Here is a 17,997-nt window from a genome sequence, read left to right on the forward strand (position 1 = left end):
CATGCCGACCGAAATCCTGATGCCCGCCCTGTCTCCGACCATGGAGGAGGGCACCCTTTCGAAGTGGGTCAAGCAGGAGGGCGACAGCGTCGCCCCCGGTGACGTGATCGCCGAGATCGAGACCGACAAGGCGACCATGGAGGTCGAGGCCATCGACGAGGGCAAGATCGGGAAGATCCTGATCGCGGCTGGAACCGAGGGCGTAAAGGTCAACACCCCGATCGCGATCCTTCTGGCCGACGGCGAGAGCGCCGACCACGCCGTGGCGTCCGCGCCGAAGGCCGCACCGGCCGCCGATGCCGCGCCCGCGGAGGCGAAGCCGGAATCGTCCGACGGCGACAAGTCGAAGCCGGCCCCGGTGCCCGCGCAGGGCATGTCGCACCCCGAGCCCGAGGATGTCGACGGGGAGTTCGCCGAGGAAATCCCGGCCGGCACCAAGACGGTGACGAAGACCGTGCGCGAGGCCCTCCGCGAGGCGATGGCCGAGGAGATGCGCCGCGACGACACCGTCTTCCTGATGGGTGAAGAGGTCGCCGAGTATCAGGGCGCCTACAAGATCAGCCAGGGCCTCCTCGACGAGTTCGGCGCGCGCCGCATCGTCGACACGCCGATCACCGAGCACGGCTTCGCCGGCATGGGCGTCGGCGCCGCGTTCGCCGGCCTGAAGCCGATCGTCGAGTTCATGACGTTCAACTTCGCCATGCAGGCGATCGACCAGATCATCAACTCGGCCGCCAAGACGCTCTATATGGCGGGCGGCCAGATGGGATGCCCGATCGTCTTCCGTGGCCCGAACGGCGCGGCGGCGCGTGTCGCCGCCCAGCACAGCCAGGACTACGCGGCCTGGTACAGCCAGATCCCGGGCCTCAAGGTCATCCAGCCCTATTCGGCGGCCGACGCCAAGGGTCTGATGAAGTCGGCGATCCGTGATCCCAATCCGATCGTCTTCCTCGAGAACGAGATCCTCTACGGTCACTCGTTCGAGGTGCCGGACACCGACGACTGGACCGTTCCGATCGGCAAGGCCCGCGTTCACCGCAAGGGCAAGGACGTCACGATCGTCTCCTTCGGCATCGGCATGACCTATGCCGTCGCGGCGGCCGAACAGCTGGCAAAGGACGGCATCGACGCCGAGGTCATCGACCTCCGCACGATCCGTCCGATGGATATCGACGCGATCGTCCGCTCGGTGAAGAAGACCAACCGCTGCGTCACGGTCGAGGAAGGCTGGCCGCAGGGCTCGGTCGGCTCGCACATCGCATCGGAGCTGATGGTGCGTGCGTTCGACCACCTCGACGCGCCGGTGCTCAAGGTCTGCGGCAAGGACGTGCCGATGCCGTACGCCGCGAACCTCGAGAAGCTCGCGCTGCCGTCGGCCAAGGAAGTCGTCGAGGCCGTGAAGGCCGTCTGCTACCGTTGAGGCGGTCGAAGCTCGGCCTGAGTTGCCGGGCTTTCCGCCCATCGGGACGGACCCGTGGCCCGTCCCCTCTGCCGCGTTGCGGCAACGATGGCCGCTTGACGTGGCGGCCGCTTAGGCAACCCTGATGCCTGCCGAACGATCCATCGCCGAGTGGATCGTTGCTGATAGACCTGTCGATGCCCGTCGAATGGGCGACTGAGGAGACGTTCGCCGATGCCGATCAACGTCACGATGCCGGCCCTCTCGCCGACGATGGAAGAGGGCAACCTCGCGAAGTGGCTTGTGAAGGAGGGCGATAAGGTCTCCTCCGGCGACGTCATCGCGGAGATCGAGACCGACAAGGCCACGATGGAAGTCGAGGCGGTCGACGAGGGCACGGTCGCCAAGATCGTGGTGCCGGCGGGTACCGAGGGCGTGAAGGTCAACGCGGTCATCGCGATCCTCGCGGCCGAGGGCGAGGATGCCTCGGCCGCCGCCTCGGGCGGGCAGAGCACCCCGGCCTCCGGTTCGCCTGCGGCCGATGCCGCCGTGAAGGGCTCGACGGACGAGGCCAAGGACGCGGACAAGCGCGGCTACGAGCGCGCGGCCGAGACCGCATCGGCGAGCGAAGGCGGATCGTCCGCCCAGTCGTCCGGCAGTTCCGGCGCGTCGCAGGGCGGCCGCGTGTTCGCGTCGCCGCTGGCGCGGCGTCTCGCCAAGGAGCAGGGCGTCGAGCTCTCCTCCGTGCAGGGCAGCGGCCCGCATGGCCGGATCGTGAAGGCCGATATCGAAGGCGCCGCAAAGGGCGGTGCGCAGAAGCCGCCAGCAGCGCAGACCACATCGGCGTCCGCCGCCGCCCCGGCACCCGCTCAGCCCGCGCCGAAGCCGGCGAGCGACGACGCGATCCTCAAGCTCTTTGCCGAGGGTTCCTACGAGAAGATCCCGCACGACGGCATGCGCAAGACCATCGCCAAGCGGCTGGTGGAATCGAAGCAGACCGTGCCGCACTTCTACCTGTCGGTGGACTGCGAACTCGACGCGCTTCTCGCGCTGCGCAAGCAGCTGAACGGCGCCGCGCCGAACGTGAAGACCGAGGCTGGCGAGCGCCCGGCCTACAAGCTGTCGGTCAACGACATGGTGATCAAGGCGATGGCCTGCGCGCTCGTCGCCGTGCCCGACGCCAACGTCTCCTGGACCGAGAGCGCCATGCTGAAGCACCGCAACGCCGATGTCGGTGTCGCCGTGTCGATCGAAGGCGGCCTGATCACCCCGATCATCCGCAAGGCCGACGAGAAGACGCTGTCGACCATCTCGAACGAGATGAAGGACCTTGCCAAGCGCGCTCGCGCCCGCAAGCTCAAGCCCGAGGAGTACCAGGGCGGCACGACCGCCGTATCGAACCTCGGCATGTTCGGCATCAAGGACTTCTCGGCGGTGATCAATCCGCCGCACGCGACGATCCTCGCGGTCGGTGCCGGCGAGGAGCGGGCGGTCGTCAAGAACGGCGCCGTCACCGTCGCCAACGTCATGACCGTGACCCTCTCGACCGACCATCGTGCGGTGGACGGCGCACTCGGGGCCGAGCTCATCTCGGCGTTCAAGCGCTTCATCGAGAACCCGATGAGCATGCTCGTCTGAGCGTGGCTTCGGAGCCGCGCTCGTGAAGACGATCCTCTGCTACGGCGACAGCCTCACGTGGGGCTACGATGCGGCCGGTCCCGGCCGCCATCGGTTCGAAGACCGCTGGCCAAGCGTCGTCGGCGCGCGGCTGGGCGAAGGGGTTCGGGTGATCGCCGAGGGCCTGAACGGTCGCACGACGGCCTATGACGACCACCTGGCGCCGGCGGATCGAAATGGCGCCCGGATCCTGCCGACGATCCTTGCAACGCATGAGCCGGTCGACATTCTGGTGATCGCGCTCGGCTCGAACGATCTGAAGAAGCATACGGGCGGCGGCCGGGCAGCGGAGGCCGCGTTCGGCATCGAACGGCTGGTCGAGATCGCCCGCAGCTTTCCGTCGTCGTTCAGCTTTCGCGCTCCCCAGATCCTCCTGGTCTCGCCGCCAGCACTGGTTGCGACGCCGGACGCCGACTTCGACGCGATGTTCGGACATGCGATCGACGAGTCGCGCCGTTTCAAGGACGCCTATGCCCGTGTCGCGTCGGCGACCGGCTGCCACCACATGGCCGCATCCAATCATTGCGTCGCGACCCCGCTCGACGGGGTGCATCTCGACGCCGCCAACACCCGAGCGCTTGGCGACGCGATCGCGCAAACCCTCACATCGCTGCTCTAGCGCCAACCTTTTCGACGGAGAACCACGATGGCCGATACCTATGACATCCTGATCATCGGCGGTGGGCCGGGCGGTTACGTGGCGGCGATCCGTGCCGCGCAGCTGGGCTTCAAGACGGCCGTCGTCGAGCGAGAGCACCTCGGCGGCATCTGCCTTAACTGGGGCTGCATCCCGACCAAGGCGCTGCTGCGATCGGCCGAGGTGTTTCACTATGCCGAACACGGCGACAACTACGGCCTGAAGATCCAGAAGCCCGACTTCGACATCGCGGCGGTGGTCAAGCGCTCGCGCGGCGTTTCGGCTCAGCTGAACGGCGGCGTCGCCGGGTTGATGAAGAAGAACAAGGTCGACGTGATCTGGGGTCAGGCCAAGCTCACGAAGGCTGGCAAGGGTGGCCCGGTCGAGGTGGAGGTCGGCGAGCCGACGAAGCCCGCTGTCCAGCCGCAGAACCCGGTGCCGAAGGGCGTTCTCGGGCACGGCACCTACAAGGCCAGGCACGTGATCGTCGCGACCGGCGCCCGTCCGCGCGTGCTGCCGGGCATCGAGGCCGACGGCGACCGCATCTGGACCTATTTCGAGGCGATGAAGCCGCAGGCAATGCCGAAGTCCCTGATCGTCATGGGGTCGGGCGCCATCGGCATCGAGTTCGCGTCCTTCTATCGCACGATGGGCGCCGACGTGACGGTGGTCGAGCTGCTGCCGCAAATCCTTCCGGTCGAAGATGCCGAGATTGCGGCTGTGGCACGCAAGCAGTTCGAGAAGCAGGGCATGAAGATCCTGTCCGACGCCAAGGTGGCGAAGGTCGCCAAGACCGCGGACGGGGTCGAGGTAACGGTCGAGCAGGGCGGCAAGAGCCAGGTGCTCAAGGCCGAAAAGTTGATCTCGGCGGTCGGCGTGCAGGGCAACACTGAAGGGCTGAACCTCGAGGGCGTCGGCGTCACCGTGGAGCGCGGCCTCATCAAGACCGATCCTTATGGTCGGACCAATGTCGAAGGCGTCTACGCGATCGGCGATGTCGCCGGCGCGCCGATGCTCGCCCACAAGGCTGAGCACGAGGGCACGATCTGCATCGAGAAGATCAAGGGGATGGACGCGCATCCGATGAAGCGCACGCAGATTCCCGGCTGCACGTACTGCCAGCCACAGATCGCCTCGGTGGGCTTGACGGAGGCGAAGGCGAAGGAGGAGGGACGCGAGGTCAAGGTCGGCCGGTTCCGCTTTCTCGCCAACGGCAAAGCGATCGCGCTCGGTGAGCCGGACGGCATGGTGAAGACCGTGTTCGACGCCAAGACCGGCGAACTCCTGGGCGCGCACATGGTGGGCGCCGAAGTGACCGAACTCATCCAGGGCTTCGTGATCGCGATGGGTCTTGAGACCACGGAAGAGGAGCTGATGCACACCGTGTTCCCGCACCCGACGCTCTCGGAAATGATGCACGAGAGCGTGCTGGATGCCTATGGAAAGGTCATCCACATGTAGGCACGCGAAAATTGCAGCGGGCTGCGACAAGAGGTCTTGTCCACATTTTCGCCGCACTATCTCAGGTCTCGGTATTTGTACCGTAGGAGATACGTATGGGTTGGCTCGCTGCAATTATCGTTGGCGGTATCGCCGGATGGCTCGCAGAGATGGTCATGAAGAGCAACATGGGCGTCTTCCTGAACATCATCCTCGGGATCGTCGGTGCCGTCTTCCTGAACTTCCTGCTGGGTATTCTCGGCGCTTTCGACCTTCAGGCTGGTGCGAGCTTCTCGATCCAGTACCTGATCGTCGGCTTTATCGGTGCCTGCCTGCTGATCTTTATCTTCCGGGCGGTCCGCGGCCGTCGCGTCTAACGAGCGCGATTGCGTGACCGTCGAACCGAGCTTAAATGACGGTCAATGGTCACGATCCTCGACGCACGTAGCCCTGCCGGCGCCGCAAGGCCCCGGCATCCCGAAAAGGCGCACCGCCCGGATACGGCGGTGCTCCCCAAACCTGACTGGATCCGCGTCAAGGCGCCGGTGTCGGCCGGCTACCAGGAGACGCGCGAGATCGTGAAATCCAACCGCCTCGTCACCGTGTGTGAGGAGGCGGGGTGTCCCAACATCGGCGGATGCTGGGAGAAGAAGCACGCGACCTTCATGATCATGGGCGGCATCTGCACGCGCGCCTGCGCGTTCTGCAACGTCGCCACCGGCCTGCCGCACGCTCTCGACAAGGGCGAGCCGGCCAGCGTCGGCCGCGCGGTCGCCAGCATGGGTCTCTCCCATGTCGTCATCACGTCGGTCGATCGTGACGATCTGGCCGATGGCGGTGCGCAGCATTTCGTCGAGACGATCGAGGCGATCCGCGCCGCGGCGCCTGGCACGACGATCGAGATCCTGACGCCCGACTTCCTCCGCAAACCCGGCGCGCTGGAAAAGGTCGTGGCGGCACGACCGGACGTCTTCAACCACAATCTCGAGACCGTGCCGTCGAACTATCTGACGGTTCGTCCCGGCGCACGCTATTTCCACTCGATCCGGCTTCTGCAGCGCGTCAAGGAGCTCGATCCGACGATCTTCACGAAGTCCGGCATTATGGTGGGCCTCGGGGAGGAACGGAACGAGGTGCTGCAGCTGATGGACGACCTGCGGTCCGCGGACGTCGATTTCATGACCATCGGCCAGTACCTGCAGCCGACCCGCAAGCATCACCCGGTGATCCGCTACGTGACGCCGGAGGAGTTCAAGTCGTTCGAGACCGTCGGTTTGACGAAAGGGTTTCTCGTGGTGGCGTCGAGCCCGCTGACCCGCTCGTCGCATCATGCGGGCGAGGACTTCGAGCGCCTGAAGGCCGCGCGTTTCGCGAAGGTCGCAGCCTGAACGATGCCGAAGTTCGAAAACGCACGTGTCGTTCGGCATTCGCCCGACGAGATGTTCGCACTCGTTGCGGACGTCGAACGCTATCCCGAGTTTCTGCCGCTCTGCCAGAGCCTCGTCGTCCGCTCGCGCCGCGAGCGAGACGGCAAGACGCTGCTGATCGCCGACATGACCGTCGCCTACAAGCTGATCCGCGAGACCTTCGCCTCACAGGTTCTCCTGAAGCCGGCCGAGCGCCAGATCGACGTGAAGTATGTCGACGGCCCGTTCCGCTATCTCGAAAACCGCTGGAACTTCGAGCCGCACCCCGACGGCTGCGAGGTGCGTTTCTTCATCGACTACGAGTTCAAGAGCCGCACCCTCGGTCTCCTGATGGGCTCGATGTTCGACTACGCTTTTCGGCGCTTCGCCACGGCCTTCGAGGAGCGGGCGAACAAGGTCTATCCGGCTTCGGCATGAGATAGGCGGTCGAGGGCTTCCTCGACCAGTTCCAACGCCGTGGCCGCGCTGGCCTCGCGCACCGCGCTGCGACCGAGCGCCCCGAACCGCCGTTCGACGTGGACCGTTCCGAGCTTCGATGCGCAGGCGAAATGGACCAGCCCGACCGGCTTGAGGTCGGTACCGCCGCCTGGTCCGGCGATGCCGGTGATCGAGACGGCGATATCGCACCCGGCCTCGCTGCGGGCGCCTTCCGCCATGGCCTCGGCGACTTCGCGGGAAACGGCGCCGAACCGCTCCAGTCGATCGGTCGGCACCTTCAGGAGGCGCGCCTTCGCGGCGTTCGAGTAGGTGACGAAGCCCGTTCCGAAGACGGCGGACGATCCGGCGATGTCGGTGATCGCCGCGGAGACCAGCCCGCCGGTGCACGATTCGGCCGTCGCGATCGTCAGGCTCTGCGCCAGCGCCTTCTCGACGACGCGTCGGGCGATGGCGCCCGACCGATCCCGGTTCTCGCTCTCACCCGCCATAGACCACACTCGCCGTAGCGATCGCCGCGATCCCCTCGCGCCGGCCGATGAAGCCGATCGTCTCGTTGGTGGTTGCCTTGATCGAGATTCGTTCGGCCTCGAGGCCCGTCACATCGGCGATGACCTCGACCATGGCGCTGCGGTGGGGGCCGACCTTCGGCGCCTCGCAGATGAGGGTGACGTCGACATTGCAGATGCGCCCCCTGTGCGCCTCGACGATCTCGACCGCGCGCTTCAGAAAGATGCGGGAGGCCACGCCGCGCCACTGCGGATCACTGGGCGGAAAATGGGTGCCGATGTCGCCGGCGCCGCATGTGGCAAGCAGCGCGTCGGTCAGAGCATGGAAGCCGACATCGGCATCGGAATGGCCGAGAAGGGCCTGATCGTGTTCGATCCAGACGCCGCAAAGCGTGACCCCGTCGCCCGGCACCAGCTTGTGCACGTCGTATCCGTTACCGGTGCGCACGTCGATCATCGCCGGTTCTCCTCGAAAGCGTTCGGCAGCGAGGGTCAGTTCACGCGCCAGCGTCAGTTTGACGTTCTCCGGATCGCCAGCGACCAACCGAACCGGGATGCCGGCCCATTCGGCGATCGAGGCATCGTCCGTGAAGGCCGTCCTCGTCTCACGCGAGGCCTTCGCATGCGCCTCGCGAATCAGGCCGTAGGGAAATCCCTGTGGTGTCTGGGCCCCGAAGAGACCCGACCGATCGACCGTCGCGTCGATGCGATCGCCGTCCGAACGCTTCAAGGTATCGGCGACCGGGAGGGCAAGGATCGCCCCCGTTTGGGGATCGATGTCCGCAACGACCCGCAGGATCGCGTCGGACGACACGAACGGGCGCACGGCGTCATGAATGAGGACGATCTCGGGGTTAAGCGCCGCGAGAGCCTCGAGGCCGCAGCGCACCGACGCCTGTCGGGTCGCGCCGCCCTCGACCAGTTGCACGCGATCGAGCAGTCCGTCGAGCGCCCGGCCGGCGATGGCATGATCGTCGGGATGGATCACGACGATCACCGGGCCGACCCCCGGCGTCGCGAGAAAACGCTCGACCGTTCGCCAGAGGACCGGACGTCCGCCGAGGTCGAAATATTGCTTCGGTCCATAGGGCGTGAGCCCCGCGCGCGACCCGCGGCCAGCGGCGACAAGGATCGCTGCGACTTTCATTCACCACCCGATTTCGAACCGTTCCACCGACAGTGGTCAGCACATCCGACTGCAAGGGGCAAGAGCGTAGCCCCGCTCCAAGTGCAATGCAGCATGGCGTTGCTTTGCACACTCATTTTGATTGTCTTTTGAGCACATGGCGATATGCTGTTTCAATGTGCTCTCTGGATGATCTCCCGACATTCGACGGTCGCCTTTCGGCGCGTCCCGATGACCTGTCGCTGGGCAGTCTTGCCATCCGCTCGCGCGTTTTCCTCGCGCCACTCTCCGGAATCACGGACGTGCCATTTCGACGTCTCGTCCGGTCGTTCGGAACGGAGGTGGTCTATTCCGAGATGGTGGCCAGCGGAGAGTTGATCCGCAACGACGCCGAGAGCCGGCAGCGGGCGGGCGCGGATGGGCTCGGCCTTCACGCCGTTCAGCTGGCGGGTCGTGAGGCGGTCGCGATGCGCCGGGCGGCCGAGATCGTGGCGGCCGAAGGGGCCGACGTCATCGATATCAACATGGGGTGCCCGGCGAAGAAGGTCGTCGGCGGGTTGTCGGGTTCGGCGCTGATGCGCGATCTGGATCAGGCGCTGCGTCTGATCGAGGCGACGGTGGCTGGCGCCGGCTCGGTGCCGGTGACCCTTAAGATGCGCCTCGGCTGGGACCGGTCGAGCCTCAACGCGCCCGACCTCGCCGTGCGGGCCGAGGGGGCGGGTATCAGGCTTGTCACGGTCCACGGGCGGACACGGGACCAATTCTATGAGGGCGCGGCGGACTGGGCCGCGATCGCCGCCGTCTCACGTGCCGTCTCGATCCCGGTGGTCGCGAATGGTGATCTCCAGTCCGTCGCCGATCTCGCCACGATGCTGCAGGCGAGCGAGGCCGATGCCGCGATGATCGGGCGGGGCGCCTGCGGCCGGCCGTGGTTCCCGGCCCTCGTCGGTGGTCACCTCGACCGCGACCGGATGCGACAATCCTTCGGCGATCTCGTGGTCGCACATTACGATTCGATGCTCGAGTTCTATGGGCAGCAGGCCGGACTGCGTCAGGCCCGCAAGCATCTCGGCTGGTACCTCGATCGATGGGAGGCGGCCACAGGCTCGCGCCTCGCGGGCGACCGGGCCGAACTGATGCGAGCGGCCGATCCCGCCCTCGTCCGTGCTCGCCTGCGAAGCCTTCTCGGGGCGGCGACCCTGAGCGACGTCGAGCCGGACCTTTCCACGTCCCTGCGCCAGGCTGCCTGATCGATGACGTCCTCTGCATCCACGCCGCCTCTCGATCAGTTCGCGCTTCTGAATGCGCTGCCGCATCCGGTCGTCGCGCTGGACGAGAGCGGCCGCTTCACGTTCGCCAATTCCGACGCCGAACAGTTCTTCTCGGCCAGCGCTTCGCATCTCGCCAAGCGGCGGCTCGCCGACTTCGTTCCGCACGACAGCCCGGTGCTCGGTCTGATCGAGCAGGTAAAAAGCGAGAATTCGCGGATCAGCGAGTATCGCGTCGACGTGTCCTCGCCGCGTCTCGGCATGGATCGGCTGGTCGATGTCTACGTCTCGGGTCTCAGCGATCCGCCCGGCCATGTGCTCGTCATGTTCCAGCTGCGGTCGATGGCGGACAAGATGGACCGGCAACTGACCCATCGCTCAGCGGCCCGCACGGTGACGGGGCTCGCCGCCATGCTCGCGCACGAGATCCGCAACCCGCTGTCGGGTATCAAGGGCGCGGCGCAGCTTCTGGAAGCCGAGGCGAGCGACGACGATCGGATCCTCACGCAGCTCATCCAGGACGAGAGCGAGCGGATCGTAAAGCTCGTCGACCGCATGGAGGTGTTCTCGGACGAGCGCCCGGTCGAGCGCTCAGCCGTCAACATCCACTCCGTTCTGGAGCATGTGAAGACGCTGGCCAAGAGCGGCTTCGCGCGCGACATCCGCATCACCGAAGCCTACGATCCATCGCTACCGTCGGTGTTCGCCAATCGCGATCAGCTGGTTCAGGTCTTCATCAATCTGGTGAAGAACGCGAGCGAGGCGGTCGGTGGCCGGCCGGATGGCGAGATCAAGCTGTCGACGGCCTACAAACCGGGCGTGCGCCTGTCGGTGCCGGGCGCGCGGACGCGCATGACACTGCCGCTGGAGTTCGTCGTCGAGGACAACGGCGGCGGCGTGCCGGACGACATCCGCGAGAACATCTTCGATCCGTTCATCACGACCAAGCCGAACGGCACCGGTCTCGGCCTCGCGCTGGTCGCCAAGATCGTGCGCGACCACGGCGGCGTGATCGAGTGCGACTCCTATCCCGGCCATACGATCTTCCGTGTGCTGATGCCGGCCTGGACGGAGCCGGACGCTCCCGACACGGACGGAACGACCCCGAAACGCAGGCGAACGCGCTGATGGCCACCTCCCAGATTCTCGTTGCAGACGACGATGCGGCGATCCGCACGGTCATCTCGCAGGCCCTGATGCGGGCGGGTTTCGAGGTGCGCGTCACGTCGAACATCGCAACGCTCTGGCGCTGGATCAGCGCGGGGGACGGCGACCTCGTCGTGACCGACGTCCTGATGCCCGATGGCAACGTGTTCGACGTTCTTCCGAAGATCCGCAACACCCGGCCCGATCTTCCGGTCATCGTCATGAGCGCGCAGAACACGTTCATGACGGCGATCCAGGCGTCGGAAAAGGGCGCCTACGACTACATTCCGAAGCCGTTCGACCTCACCGAACTCGTCAGCATCGTGCGCCGGGCGCTGGCCGAGCCGAAGGCCGAGGCGCGCAACAAGGCGATGGACGACGGCGGCGAAACGATCCCGCTGATCGGACGCTCGCCGGCGATGCAGGACATCTATCGCGCACTCGCGCGCATGATGCAGACGGATCTGACGGTGACGATCACCGGCGAGTCCGGAACCGGCAAGGAACTCGTCGCCCGCGCGCTTCACGATTACGGCCGGCGTCGTAAGGGGCCCTTCGTCGCGATCAACATGGCGGCGATCCCGCGCGATCTGATTGAGTCCGAACTCTTCGGGCACGAGAAGGGCGCCTTCACCGGGGCGCAGGCGAGGGCGAGCGGGCGCTTCGAGCAGGCGGAGGGCGGCACGCTCTTCCTCGACGAGATCGGCGACATGCCGATGGAAGCGCAGACGCGGCTACTGCGCGTGCTGCAGCAGGGCGAATACACGGTCGTCGGCGGACGCACGCCGATCGCAACGGACGTTCGCATCGTCTCGGCGACGAACAAGGACCTTCGCCAGCTGATCCAGCGCGGCCTGTTCCGCGAGGACCTGTTCTACCGCCTGAACGTGGTTCCGCTCCGTCTGCCGCCGCTGCGCGAGCGCATCGAGGACCTCGTCGATCTGACGAACCACTTCTTCGGCCTCGTCCAGAAGGAAGGTCTTTCGCGCAAGACGCTGACTTCCGGGGCTCTCGACGTGATGCGTCGCTACCCCTGGCCGGGCAACGTGCGCGAGCTGGAAAATCTCGTTCGACGCCTCAGCGCCCTGTATCCGCAGGACGAGATCACCGCCGAGATCATCGAGCACGAGCTGGCCAGCGAGCAAGCGAGGCCGATCGGCGGCGACGGGGACAGTTCGAAGCCGATCGACCTTTCGGCCGCTGTCGAGCGCTACCTGTTCGAGTACTTCGGCTCGTTCGGCAACGAGTTGCCCCCGCCGGGACTGCACGGCCGCATCCTGCGCGAGGTGGAGTATCCGTTGATCGCCGCCGCACTGGCCGCCACACGCGGCAATCAGGTCAAGGCGGCCGATCTTCTCGGCGTGAATCGCAATACCCTCCGCAAGAAGATCCGCGATCTCGACATTTCGATCGTCCGGTCGATCCGCTAATTTTCTGCAAATGCTCGTTGCATTCTAGACACATTGCGTTGCAAGAGTGCCACGTGATCTGATCACGGGTGGCTGATGGCAGCGCAGACGACCATGATGGACGGGGAGATTCCCGCACTCGGCGAACGCCGGCGGTTCATGCTCGTACCGGGCATCCTAGCGGTGATCGGCGCTTTGGTGACGGGTGCGATCTCCTTCGTCGTGCTGATGGGCCTGACACCGATCGCGCCGACCGGGGCGGTGGTGAAGACCGCGACGCTCGTCAATGGCGTCTTTGTCCTGCTCCTGTGCGTCCTGATCGCACGCGAGGTCGTGCGGATGACGAAAGCCCGGCGCCACGGGAAGGCTGCATCGCGCCTTCACGTTCGCATCGTGCTTCTCTTCTCGATCGTTGCCGCGCTGCCCGCTCTACTTGTGGCGATCGTAGCCGGCATCACGCTCGATCTCGGTCTCGACCGCTGGTTCGAGATCCGGACCCGAACCATCATCGACTCGTCGATCAACGTCGCCGAAGCCTACGTCAACGAGAACGCGCGGAACCTCCAAAGCTCGACCCTGTCGATGGCTCAGGAACTGCGAGGTCAGCGTCAGCTCTTCAGTCTCGACCGGACGGGTTTTCAGGATCTCTTGACGGAGCAGGCGAGGGGGCGCTCGCTGCTTGGGGCGCAGCTTCTCAATGCCGATGGCTCTCCGTTCCTGCGGGCCGATATTCCCGTCGAGCGTCCGCTGCCGGTGCCGCCGGTCGATGCCCTGCAGCAGGCGGCCGAAGGAAATCTCGTCTTCATTCCTCCGGGCGTGACGAACCTCGTCGGTGCGGTGATGCGCCTGCGCGAGTTCGGCGACGTCTACCTCTACACGATCCGGGTCGTGGACCCCGAGGTCATCGGCGCGCTGCGTCTGATGCGCGAGCGCACGGCGGAATATTCGAGCCTTGCCGACAACCGCTTCGGACTTCAGATCGCGTTTGCGCTTCTCTATCTCGGCATCACACTGATCGTGCTCCTGTCTGCCATCTGGACCGGCATCGGCGTGGCCGACCGTCTGGTGCGGCCGATCCGTCTTCTCATCTCGGCGGCCGACGAGGTCAGCGAGGGCAATCTCGGCGTCTCGGTGCCGGTGCGCGTGTCGGATGGCGACGTCGGCTCCCTTTCCAACACGTTCAACAACATGATCCGCCAGCTTCGCAGCCAGCGGCACGAACTCGTCAACGCGAAGGACGTGATCGATGAGCGGCGCCGCTTTACCGAGGCCGTGCTGTCGGGCGTCACGGCGGGCGTCATGGGTGTCGACCGGCGCGGCGAGATCTCGATGCTGAACCCGTCCGCCGAGCATATCCTGTCGATCCGCGGCGCCGACGTGGTCGGGCGGCCGCTGGAGGAGGTGCTGCCGGCCCTCAACGAGGTCTATGCCGCGGCCCGCCATTCGCGCCGCCGCGAGCATCAGGAGCAGATCAAGCAGCGGGTGCGCGACCGTGAGCGGACGCTCGACGTGCGAGTGACCTCGGAGGAGGAGGAGGCCGGCGTCAGCGCGAGCGTGGTGACCATCGACGACATCACGGATCTCGTCGATGCCCAGCGCTCCTCAGCCTGGGCCGACGTCGCGCGTCGCATCGCGCACGAGATCAAGAACCCGCTGACGCCGATCCAGCTATCGGCCGAGCGCATCCGTCGCCGCTACGGCAAGTTCATCGAGACCGACCGCGAAATCTTCGACCGATGCGTCGATACCATCATCCGGCAGGTCGCCGACATCGGGCGCATGGTCGACGAATTCTCGCAGTTCGCGCGCATGCCCAAGCCGACTCTGGAAGATCGGGACCTGCGCGAGGCGCTGCGGGAGGCCGTCTTCATGCGAGAGCTCGCCGCGCAGGGTATCACGATCGAGGGCGAGTTCGGCGACAAGCCGCTGATGGGTTCCTACGACCTTCGTCTCCTGTCGCAGGCCTTCGGCAACCTCGTGAAGAACGCGGTCGAGGCAATGGAGCCGATGGAGAACCATGCGGGCCGCATCATCGTCCGCGCATTCCAAAGCGACGGCATGAACGTCGTCGAGATCGAAGATAATGGTCTCGGCTTCCCCAAGGAGGATCGCGATCGCCTGCTCGAGCCCTATATGACGACCCGCGAAAAGGGGACGGGGCTTGGTCTCGCGATCGTGCGAAAGATCGTGGAGGAGCACGGTGGCACGATCGCGCTCGACGATGCGCCGGGCTTCGACCACGGCGCGCTGGTCCGCATCCGCCTTCCGGCAGACGACACATCCCAGACCGCCCCGACGACGAACTCAGAAGAACACGGTGAACACTGATGGCAGCGGATATCCTCATCGTTGACGACGAAGCCGACATCCGCGAGCTCGTCGCCGGCCTTCTCGACGACGAGGGCTACGAGACGCGCATGGCGAGCAACTCGGACGCAGCGCTGCAGGCGATCGCCGACCGCGTGCCCCGCCTGATCTTCCTCGACATCTGGTTGCAGGGCAGCCGTCTCGACGGGCTGGACGTCCTCGACGCGATCCGTGCCCAGCACCCGGAAGTTCCGGTCGTCATGATCTCCGGCCACGGCAACATCGAGACCGCCGTCTCGGCCATCCGGCGCGGTGCCTACGACTACATCGAGAAGCCGTTCAAGGCCGATCGCCTGGTCCTGATCGCCGAGCGTGCTTTGGAGACATCGAAGCTCAAGCGCGAGGTGTCGGAGCTGAAACGCCGCTCGAGCGACTCGCCGGACCTTCTCGGCAAGTCGCACCCGATGAACCAGCTTCGCGCCACGATCGAGCGCGTCGCGCCGACCAACAGCCGCGTCATGATCCTCGGGCCCTCCGGCTCCGGCAAGGAGATGGTCGCGCGCGCGATCCACGCGGCCTCCGCGCGCGCCAAGGGTCCGTTCATCGCGCTGAACGCGGCCGCCATCACGCCGGATCGCATGGAGGTCGAACTCTTCGGCACCGAGACGCCGCCCGGCATGGAGCGCAAGGTCGGCGCGCTGGAAGAGGCGCATGGCGGCGTCCTCTATCTCGACGAGGTCGGCGACATGCCGCGCGAGACGCAGAACAAGATTCTGCGCGTCCTCACCGAACAGACGTTCGAGCGCGTCGGCGGCGCCAAGCGCGTCAAGGTCGACGTGCGCATCATCTCCTCGACGTCGCAGAACCTCGAATCGCTGATGGCGGAAGGCTCGTTCCGCGAGGATCTGTTCCACCGTCTCGCGGTCGTGCCGATTTCCGTGCCGCCGCTGGCGGACCGGCGCTCGGACATTCCGATCCTGATCGATGCCTTCATGAAGCAGATCGGCGAGCAGACGGGCATCCGCCCGAAGGCGCTGAGCGCCGAGGCGCTGGCGGTTCTCCAGTCGAGCGACTGGCCGGGCAACATCCGGCAACTTCGCAACAACATCGAGCGGCTGATGATCCTGTCGCGGCAGGACGGCGCCGAGGCGATCTCGGCGGACATGCTGCCGCACGAGGTCAGCGACATGCTGCCGCGCACGCCGAGCCAGTCGGACGGGCGCATTCTCGCGCTGCCGCTGCGGGACGCGCGCGAGGTCTTCGAGAAGGAATATCTCGTCGCCCAGATCAACCGCTTCGGCGGCAACATCTCTCGCACGGCCGAATTCGTCGGCATGGAGCGCTCCGCGCTGCATCGGAAGCTGAAGTCTCTCGGCATCTAGGCGGCGCCGGCCATGCCCATGAAGATCGTGATCTGCGGTGCCGGTCAGGTGGGCTACGGCATCGCCGAAAGTCTCTCGGCGGAGAAGAACGACGTGTCGGTGATCGACACCTCGCAGACCTTGATCGCCAATATCCGCGAAAACCTCGACGCCAAGGGTATCGTCGGCCATGGCGCCTTTCCCGATACGCTGGCCGAGGCCGGCGCGGCGGAAGCCGACATGCTGATCGCCGTGACGCTGCACGACGAGGTGAATATGGTCGCCTGCCAGGTGGCCCATTCGCTATTCAACGTGCCGACGAAGATCGCGCGCATCCGTAGCCAGGCCTATCTCCAGCCGCACTGGCAGGACCTGTTCTCGACCGATCACATGCCGATCGACGTCGTGATCTCGCCCGAGGTCGAGGTCGCGCAGATGGTCCTACGGCGTATCGCCCTGCCGGGCGCGGTCGACACGGTGCGGTTTTCGGAAGGGGCGATCTCACTCATCGCCATCGAATGCGGCGAGGATTGTCCGGTGCTGGGCACGCCGCTCGGCCAGCTGTCCGAACTCTTCCCCGATCTCGGTGCGACCGTGGTCGGCATTCTACGCGACGGGGCGATCTTCATCCCCAACGCTGTCGACATGCTTTACGCGGGTGATCTCGCCTACGTCATCGTCGAGCAGTCCCAGGTTCGACGGACGCTGACGATCTTCGGCCACGAGGAGCCGGAGGTCGGCCGGATCGTCATCGCCGGTGGCGGCAATGTCGGCATGACGGTCGCGATGGAGATGGAGAGCCGCAATCTCGCGTCGCGCCTGCGCCTCGTCGAAGCGGATGCAGGGCGGGCGCTGAACGTCGCGGACAAGCTGAAGCGCACGATCGTCCTTCAAGGCAGCGCGCTTGATCCTGCGATCCTGCGCGAGGCGGAGATCGGCGACGCCGACCTCATGGTGTCGCTGACCAATGACGACCAGATCAACGTGCTGAGCTCGGCGATGGCCAAACGGCTCGGGGCCAAGTCGAATCTCGCCCTCATCAACAGTCCGACCTTTCAGGATCTCGCCAAGCACCTCGGCATCGATGCGGTGCTGAATCCGCGATCGGTGACGACCTCGCGTATTCTCCAGCACGTCCGACGGGGCCGCATCCGGGCCGTTCACTCGGTCCAGAACGGCATGGCCGAGGCGATCGAGGCCGAGGCGCTCGAGACGTCTCCGCTGGTCGGGCAGCCGCTGCGCGACCTCGATATCCCCGACGGCATGCGAATCGGTGCGATCACCCGCAACGGCGTCTTCATCCGTCCGACGGGACAGACGCGCATCCGGCCGAAGGATCGGGTCGTGCTGTTCGTGCGATCCGACACCGTGCGACAGGTGGAACAGTTTTTTCGCGTCAGCCTCGAGTTCTTCTGATGTGGCGATGCAACGCCGCGATACCTATCTCCGGCTTGGTTCACCCGAACGATCAAGCCGTATTGAACGCGTCGTCCCGCTGAAGGACAACCTTCGGCGGCGGCGCGTCCTCGTGGACCGCGATTTCCGTCCGTTCGCGCCTTGGTGGCGCGGGCACGGCAAGAACAAGAACAGGACAGCCCGATGGCCGAACGTGCGCAGAACCTTCAGGATCTCTTTCTCAACACCGTCCGCAAGCAGAAGATCTCGCTGACGATCTTCCTCGTGAACGGGGTCAAGCTGACCGGGGTCGTGACCTCGTTTGACAATTTCTGCGTGCTCCTGCGTCGCGACGGCCATTCGCAGCTCGTCTACAAGCACGCCATTTCCACGATCATGCCGTCCCAGCCCGTCAACATGAACGACGGCGGGGACGAGGACAGGAAGGTCTGATTGACCGA

At 65.7% G+C, this 17,997-nt stretch carries 15 protein-coding genes and 1 pseudogene; 14 read left to right on the plus strand and 2 right to left on the minus strand.

Going from position 1 to position 17,997, the window contains the following annotated elements; translation table 11 throughout:
* Nucleotide 1 precedes the first annotated feature (1 nt).
* The 7 genes from ASF65_RS04330 to ASF65_RS04360 all read left to right on the plus strand — a co-directional run bounded on the left by ASF65_RS04330 (nt 2) and on the right by ASF65_RS04360 (nt 6,997).
* Complete coding sequence (locus ASF65_RS04330; protein ID WP_055885684.1) at nt 2-1,420, plus strand: pyruvate dehydrogenase complex E1 component subunit beta; 1,419 nt, start codon at nt 2-4, stop codon at nt 1,418-1,420.
* A gap of 213 nt (nt 1,421-1,633) precedes the next feature.
* Complete coding sequence (locus ASF65_RS04335) at nt 1,634-3,037, plus strand: pyruvate dehydrogenase complex dihydrolipoamide acetyltransferase (protein ID WP_055885687.1); 1,404 nt, start codon at nt 1,634-1,636, stop codon at nt 3,035-3,037.
* A 22-nt stretch (nt 3,038-3,059) separates the two neighbouring features.
* Nucleotides 3,060-3,695, plus strand: a complete 636-nt coding sequence (locus ASF65_RS04340) for an SGNH/GDSL hydrolase family protein (RefSeq protein WP_055885689.1) — start codon at nt 3,060-3,062, stop codon at nt 3,693-3,695.
* Between the two features lie 27 nt (nt 3,696-3,722).
* Nucleotides 3,723-5,174 (plus strand): dihydrolipoyl dehydrogenase, encoded by a 1,452-nt coding sequence (gene lpdA, locus ASF65_RS04345; protein WP_055885692.1) that lies wholly within the window; start codon nt 3,723-3,725, stop codon nt 5,172-5,174.
* A 95-nt stretch (nt 5,175-5,269) separates the two neighbouring features.
* The gene (locus tag ASF65_RS04350; RefSeq protein ID WP_055885695.1) at nt 5,270-5,530 is read left to right on the plus strand and encodes a GlsB/YeaQ/YmgE family stress response membrane protein; all 261 of its coding nucleotides are present in this window, start codon (nt 5,270-5,272) and stop codon (nt 5,528-5,530) included.
* 45 nt (nt 5,531-5,575) lie between these two features.
* Nucleotides 5,576-6,541, plus strand: coding sequence for a lipoyl synthase (lipA, locus tag ASF65_RS04355; RefSeq protein WP_055885697.1), 966 nt, complete (start codon nt 5,576-5,578; stop codon nt 6,539-6,541).
* Nucleotides 6,542-6,544: 3 nt separating this feature from the next.
* Complete coding sequence (locus tag ASF65_RS04360) at nt 6,545-6,997, plus strand: type II toxin-antitoxin system RatA family toxin (RefSeq protein ID WP_055885700.1); 453 nt, start codon at nt 6,545-6,547, stop codon at nt 6,995-6,997.
* On the opposite strand, the gene ASF65_RS04365 is transcribed toward ASF65_RS04360, so the two are convergent.
* The gene (locus ASF65_RS04365; protein WP_055885703.1) at nt 6,979-7,506 is read right to left on the minus strand and encodes a CinA family protein; all 528 of its coding nucleotides are present in this window, start codon (nt 7,504-7,506) and stop codon (nt 6,979-6,981) included. The two genes, ASF65_RS04360 and ASF65_RS04365, sit on opposite strands and share 19 nt — an antisense overlap.
* Nucleotides 7,496-8,733, minus strand: a pseudogene (locus tag ASF65_RS04370) (bifunctional 2-C-methyl-D-erythritol 4-phosphate cytidylyltransferase/2-C-methyl-D-erythritol 2,4-cyclodiphosphate synthase). Before ASF65_RS04370 ends, ASF65_RS04365 begins: the two are co-directional and overlap by 11 nt.
* Nucleotides 8,734-8,826: 93 nt before the next feature.
* Between ASF65_RS04370 and ASF65_RS04375 the strand changes: the two are divergent.
* The 7 genes from ASF65_RS04375 (at nt 8,827) to hfq (ending at nt 17,989) form a co-directional block, all read left to right on the plus strand.
* On the plus strand, nt 8,827-9,900 hold the full coding sequence (locus ASF65_RS04375; RefSeq protein ID WP_082505168.1) for a tRNA-dihydrouridine synthase: 1,074 nt from the start codon (nt 8,827-8,829) through the stop codon (nt 9,898-9,900).
* A gap of 3 nt (nt 9,901-9,903) precedes the next feature.
* On the plus strand, nt 9,904-11,046 hold the full coding sequence (locus tag ASF65_RS04380; protein ID WP_055885708.1) for a nitrogen regulation protein NR(II): 1,143 nt from the start codon (nt 9,904-9,906) through the stop codon (nt 11,044-11,046).
* Nucleotides 11,046-12,494, plus strand: a complete 1,449-nt coding sequence (gene ntrC, locus ASF65_RS04385) for a nitrogen regulation protein NR(I) (protein ID WP_055885711.1) — start codon at nt 11,046-11,048, stop codon at nt 12,492-12,494. Before ASF65_RS04380 ends, ntrC begins: the two co-directional genes overlap by 1 nt.
* Nucleotides 12,495-12,569: 75 nt before the next feature.
* Nucleotides 12,570-14,801: a PAS domain-containing sensor histidine kinase gene (locus ASF65_RS04390; protein WP_156369161.1), complete on the plus strand. Its 2,232-nt coding sequence runs from the start codon at nt 12,570-12,572 to the stop codon at nt 14,799-14,801.
* Nucleotides 14,801-16,162 (plus strand): sigma-54 dependent transcriptional regulator, encoded by a 1,362-nt coding sequence (locus ASF65_RS04395; protein ID WP_055885713.1) that lies wholly within the window; start codon nt 14,801-14,803, stop codon nt 16,160-16,162. The genes ASF65_RS04390 and ASF65_RS04395 overlap by 1 nt, the downstream gene beginning before the upstream one ends.
* A gap of 18 nt (nt 16,163-16,180) precedes the next feature.
* Nucleotides 16,181-17,557 (plus strand): Trk system potassium transporter TrkA, encoded by a 1,377-nt coding sequence (trkA, locus tag ASF65_RS04400; protein ID WP_055885799.1) that lies wholly within the window; start codon nt 16,181-16,183, stop codon nt 17,555-17,557.
* 183 nt (nt 17,558-17,740) lie between these two features.
* On the plus strand, nt 17,741-17,989 hold the full coding sequence (hfq, locus tag ASF65_RS04405; RefSeq protein ID WP_055885716.1) for an RNA chaperone Hfq: 249 nt from the start codon (nt 17,741-17,743) through the stop codon (nt 17,987-17,989).
* The last annotated feature ends 8 nt before the right edge of the window (nt 17,990-17,997 follow it).

It is taken from the genome of Aureimonas sp. Leaf324, from assembly GCF_001423245.1.
Taxonomy (GTDB): Bacteria; Pseudomonadota; Alphaproteobacteria; order Rhizobiales; family Rhizobiaceae; genus Aureimonas.

Bases quoted from the DNA above. Each gene is read 5' to 3' on its own strand.
- ASF65_RS04330 (WP_055885684.1), top strand. From the start codon at position 2: ATGCCGACCGAAATCCTGATGCCCGCCCTGTCTCCGACCATGGAGGAG.
- ASF65_RS04335 (WP_055885687.1), top strand. From the start codon at position 1,634: ATGCCGATCAACGTCACGATGCCGGCCCTCTCGCCGACGATGGAAGAG.
- lpdA (WP_055885692.1), top strand. From the start codon at position 3,723: ATGGCCGATACCTATGACATCCTGATCATCGGCGGTGGGCCGGGCGGT.
- ASF65_RS04350 (WP_055885695.1), top strand. From the start codon at position 5,270: ATGGGTTGGCTCGCTGCAATTATCGTTGGCGGTATCGCCGGATGGCTC.
- lipA (WP_055885697.1), top strand. From the start codon at position 5,576: ATGGTCACGATCCTCGACGCACGTAGCCCTGCCGGCGCCGCAAGGCCC.
- ASF65_RS04360 (WP_055885700.1), top strand. From the start codon at position 6,545: ATGCCGAAGTTCGAAAACGCACGTGTCGTTCGGCATTCGCCCGACGAG.
- ASF65_RS04365 (WP_055885703.1), bottom strand. From the start codon at position 7,506: ATGGCGGGTGAGAGCGAGAACCGGGATCGGTCGGGCGCCATCGCCCGA.
- ASF65_RS04375 (WP_082505168.1), top strand. From the start codon at position 8,827: ATGTGCTCTCTGGATGATCTCCCGACATTCGACGGTCGCCTTTCGGCG.
- ASF65_RS04380 (WP_055885708.1), top strand. From the start codon at position 9,904: ATGACGTCCTCTGCATCCACGCCGCCTCTCGATCAGTTCGCGCTTCTG.
- ntrC (WP_055885711.1), top strand. From the start codon at position 11,046: ATGGCCACCTCCCAGATTCTCGTTGCAGACGACGATGCGGCGATCCGC.
- ASF65_RS04390 (WP_156369161.1), top strand. From the start codon at position 12,570: ATGGCAGCGCAGACGACCATGATGGACGGGGAGATTCCCGCACTCGGC.
- ASF65_RS04395 (WP_055885713.1), top strand. From the start codon at position 14,801: ATGGCAGCGGATATCCTCATCGTTGACGACGAAGCCGACATCCGCGAG.
- trkA (WP_055885799.1), top strand. From the start codon at position 16,181: ATGAAGATCGTGATCTGCGGTGCCGGTCAGGTGGGCTACGGCATCGCC.
- hfq (WP_055885716.1), top strand. From the start codon at position 17,741: ATGGCCGAACGTGCGCAGAACCTTCAGGATCTCTTTCTCAACACCGTC.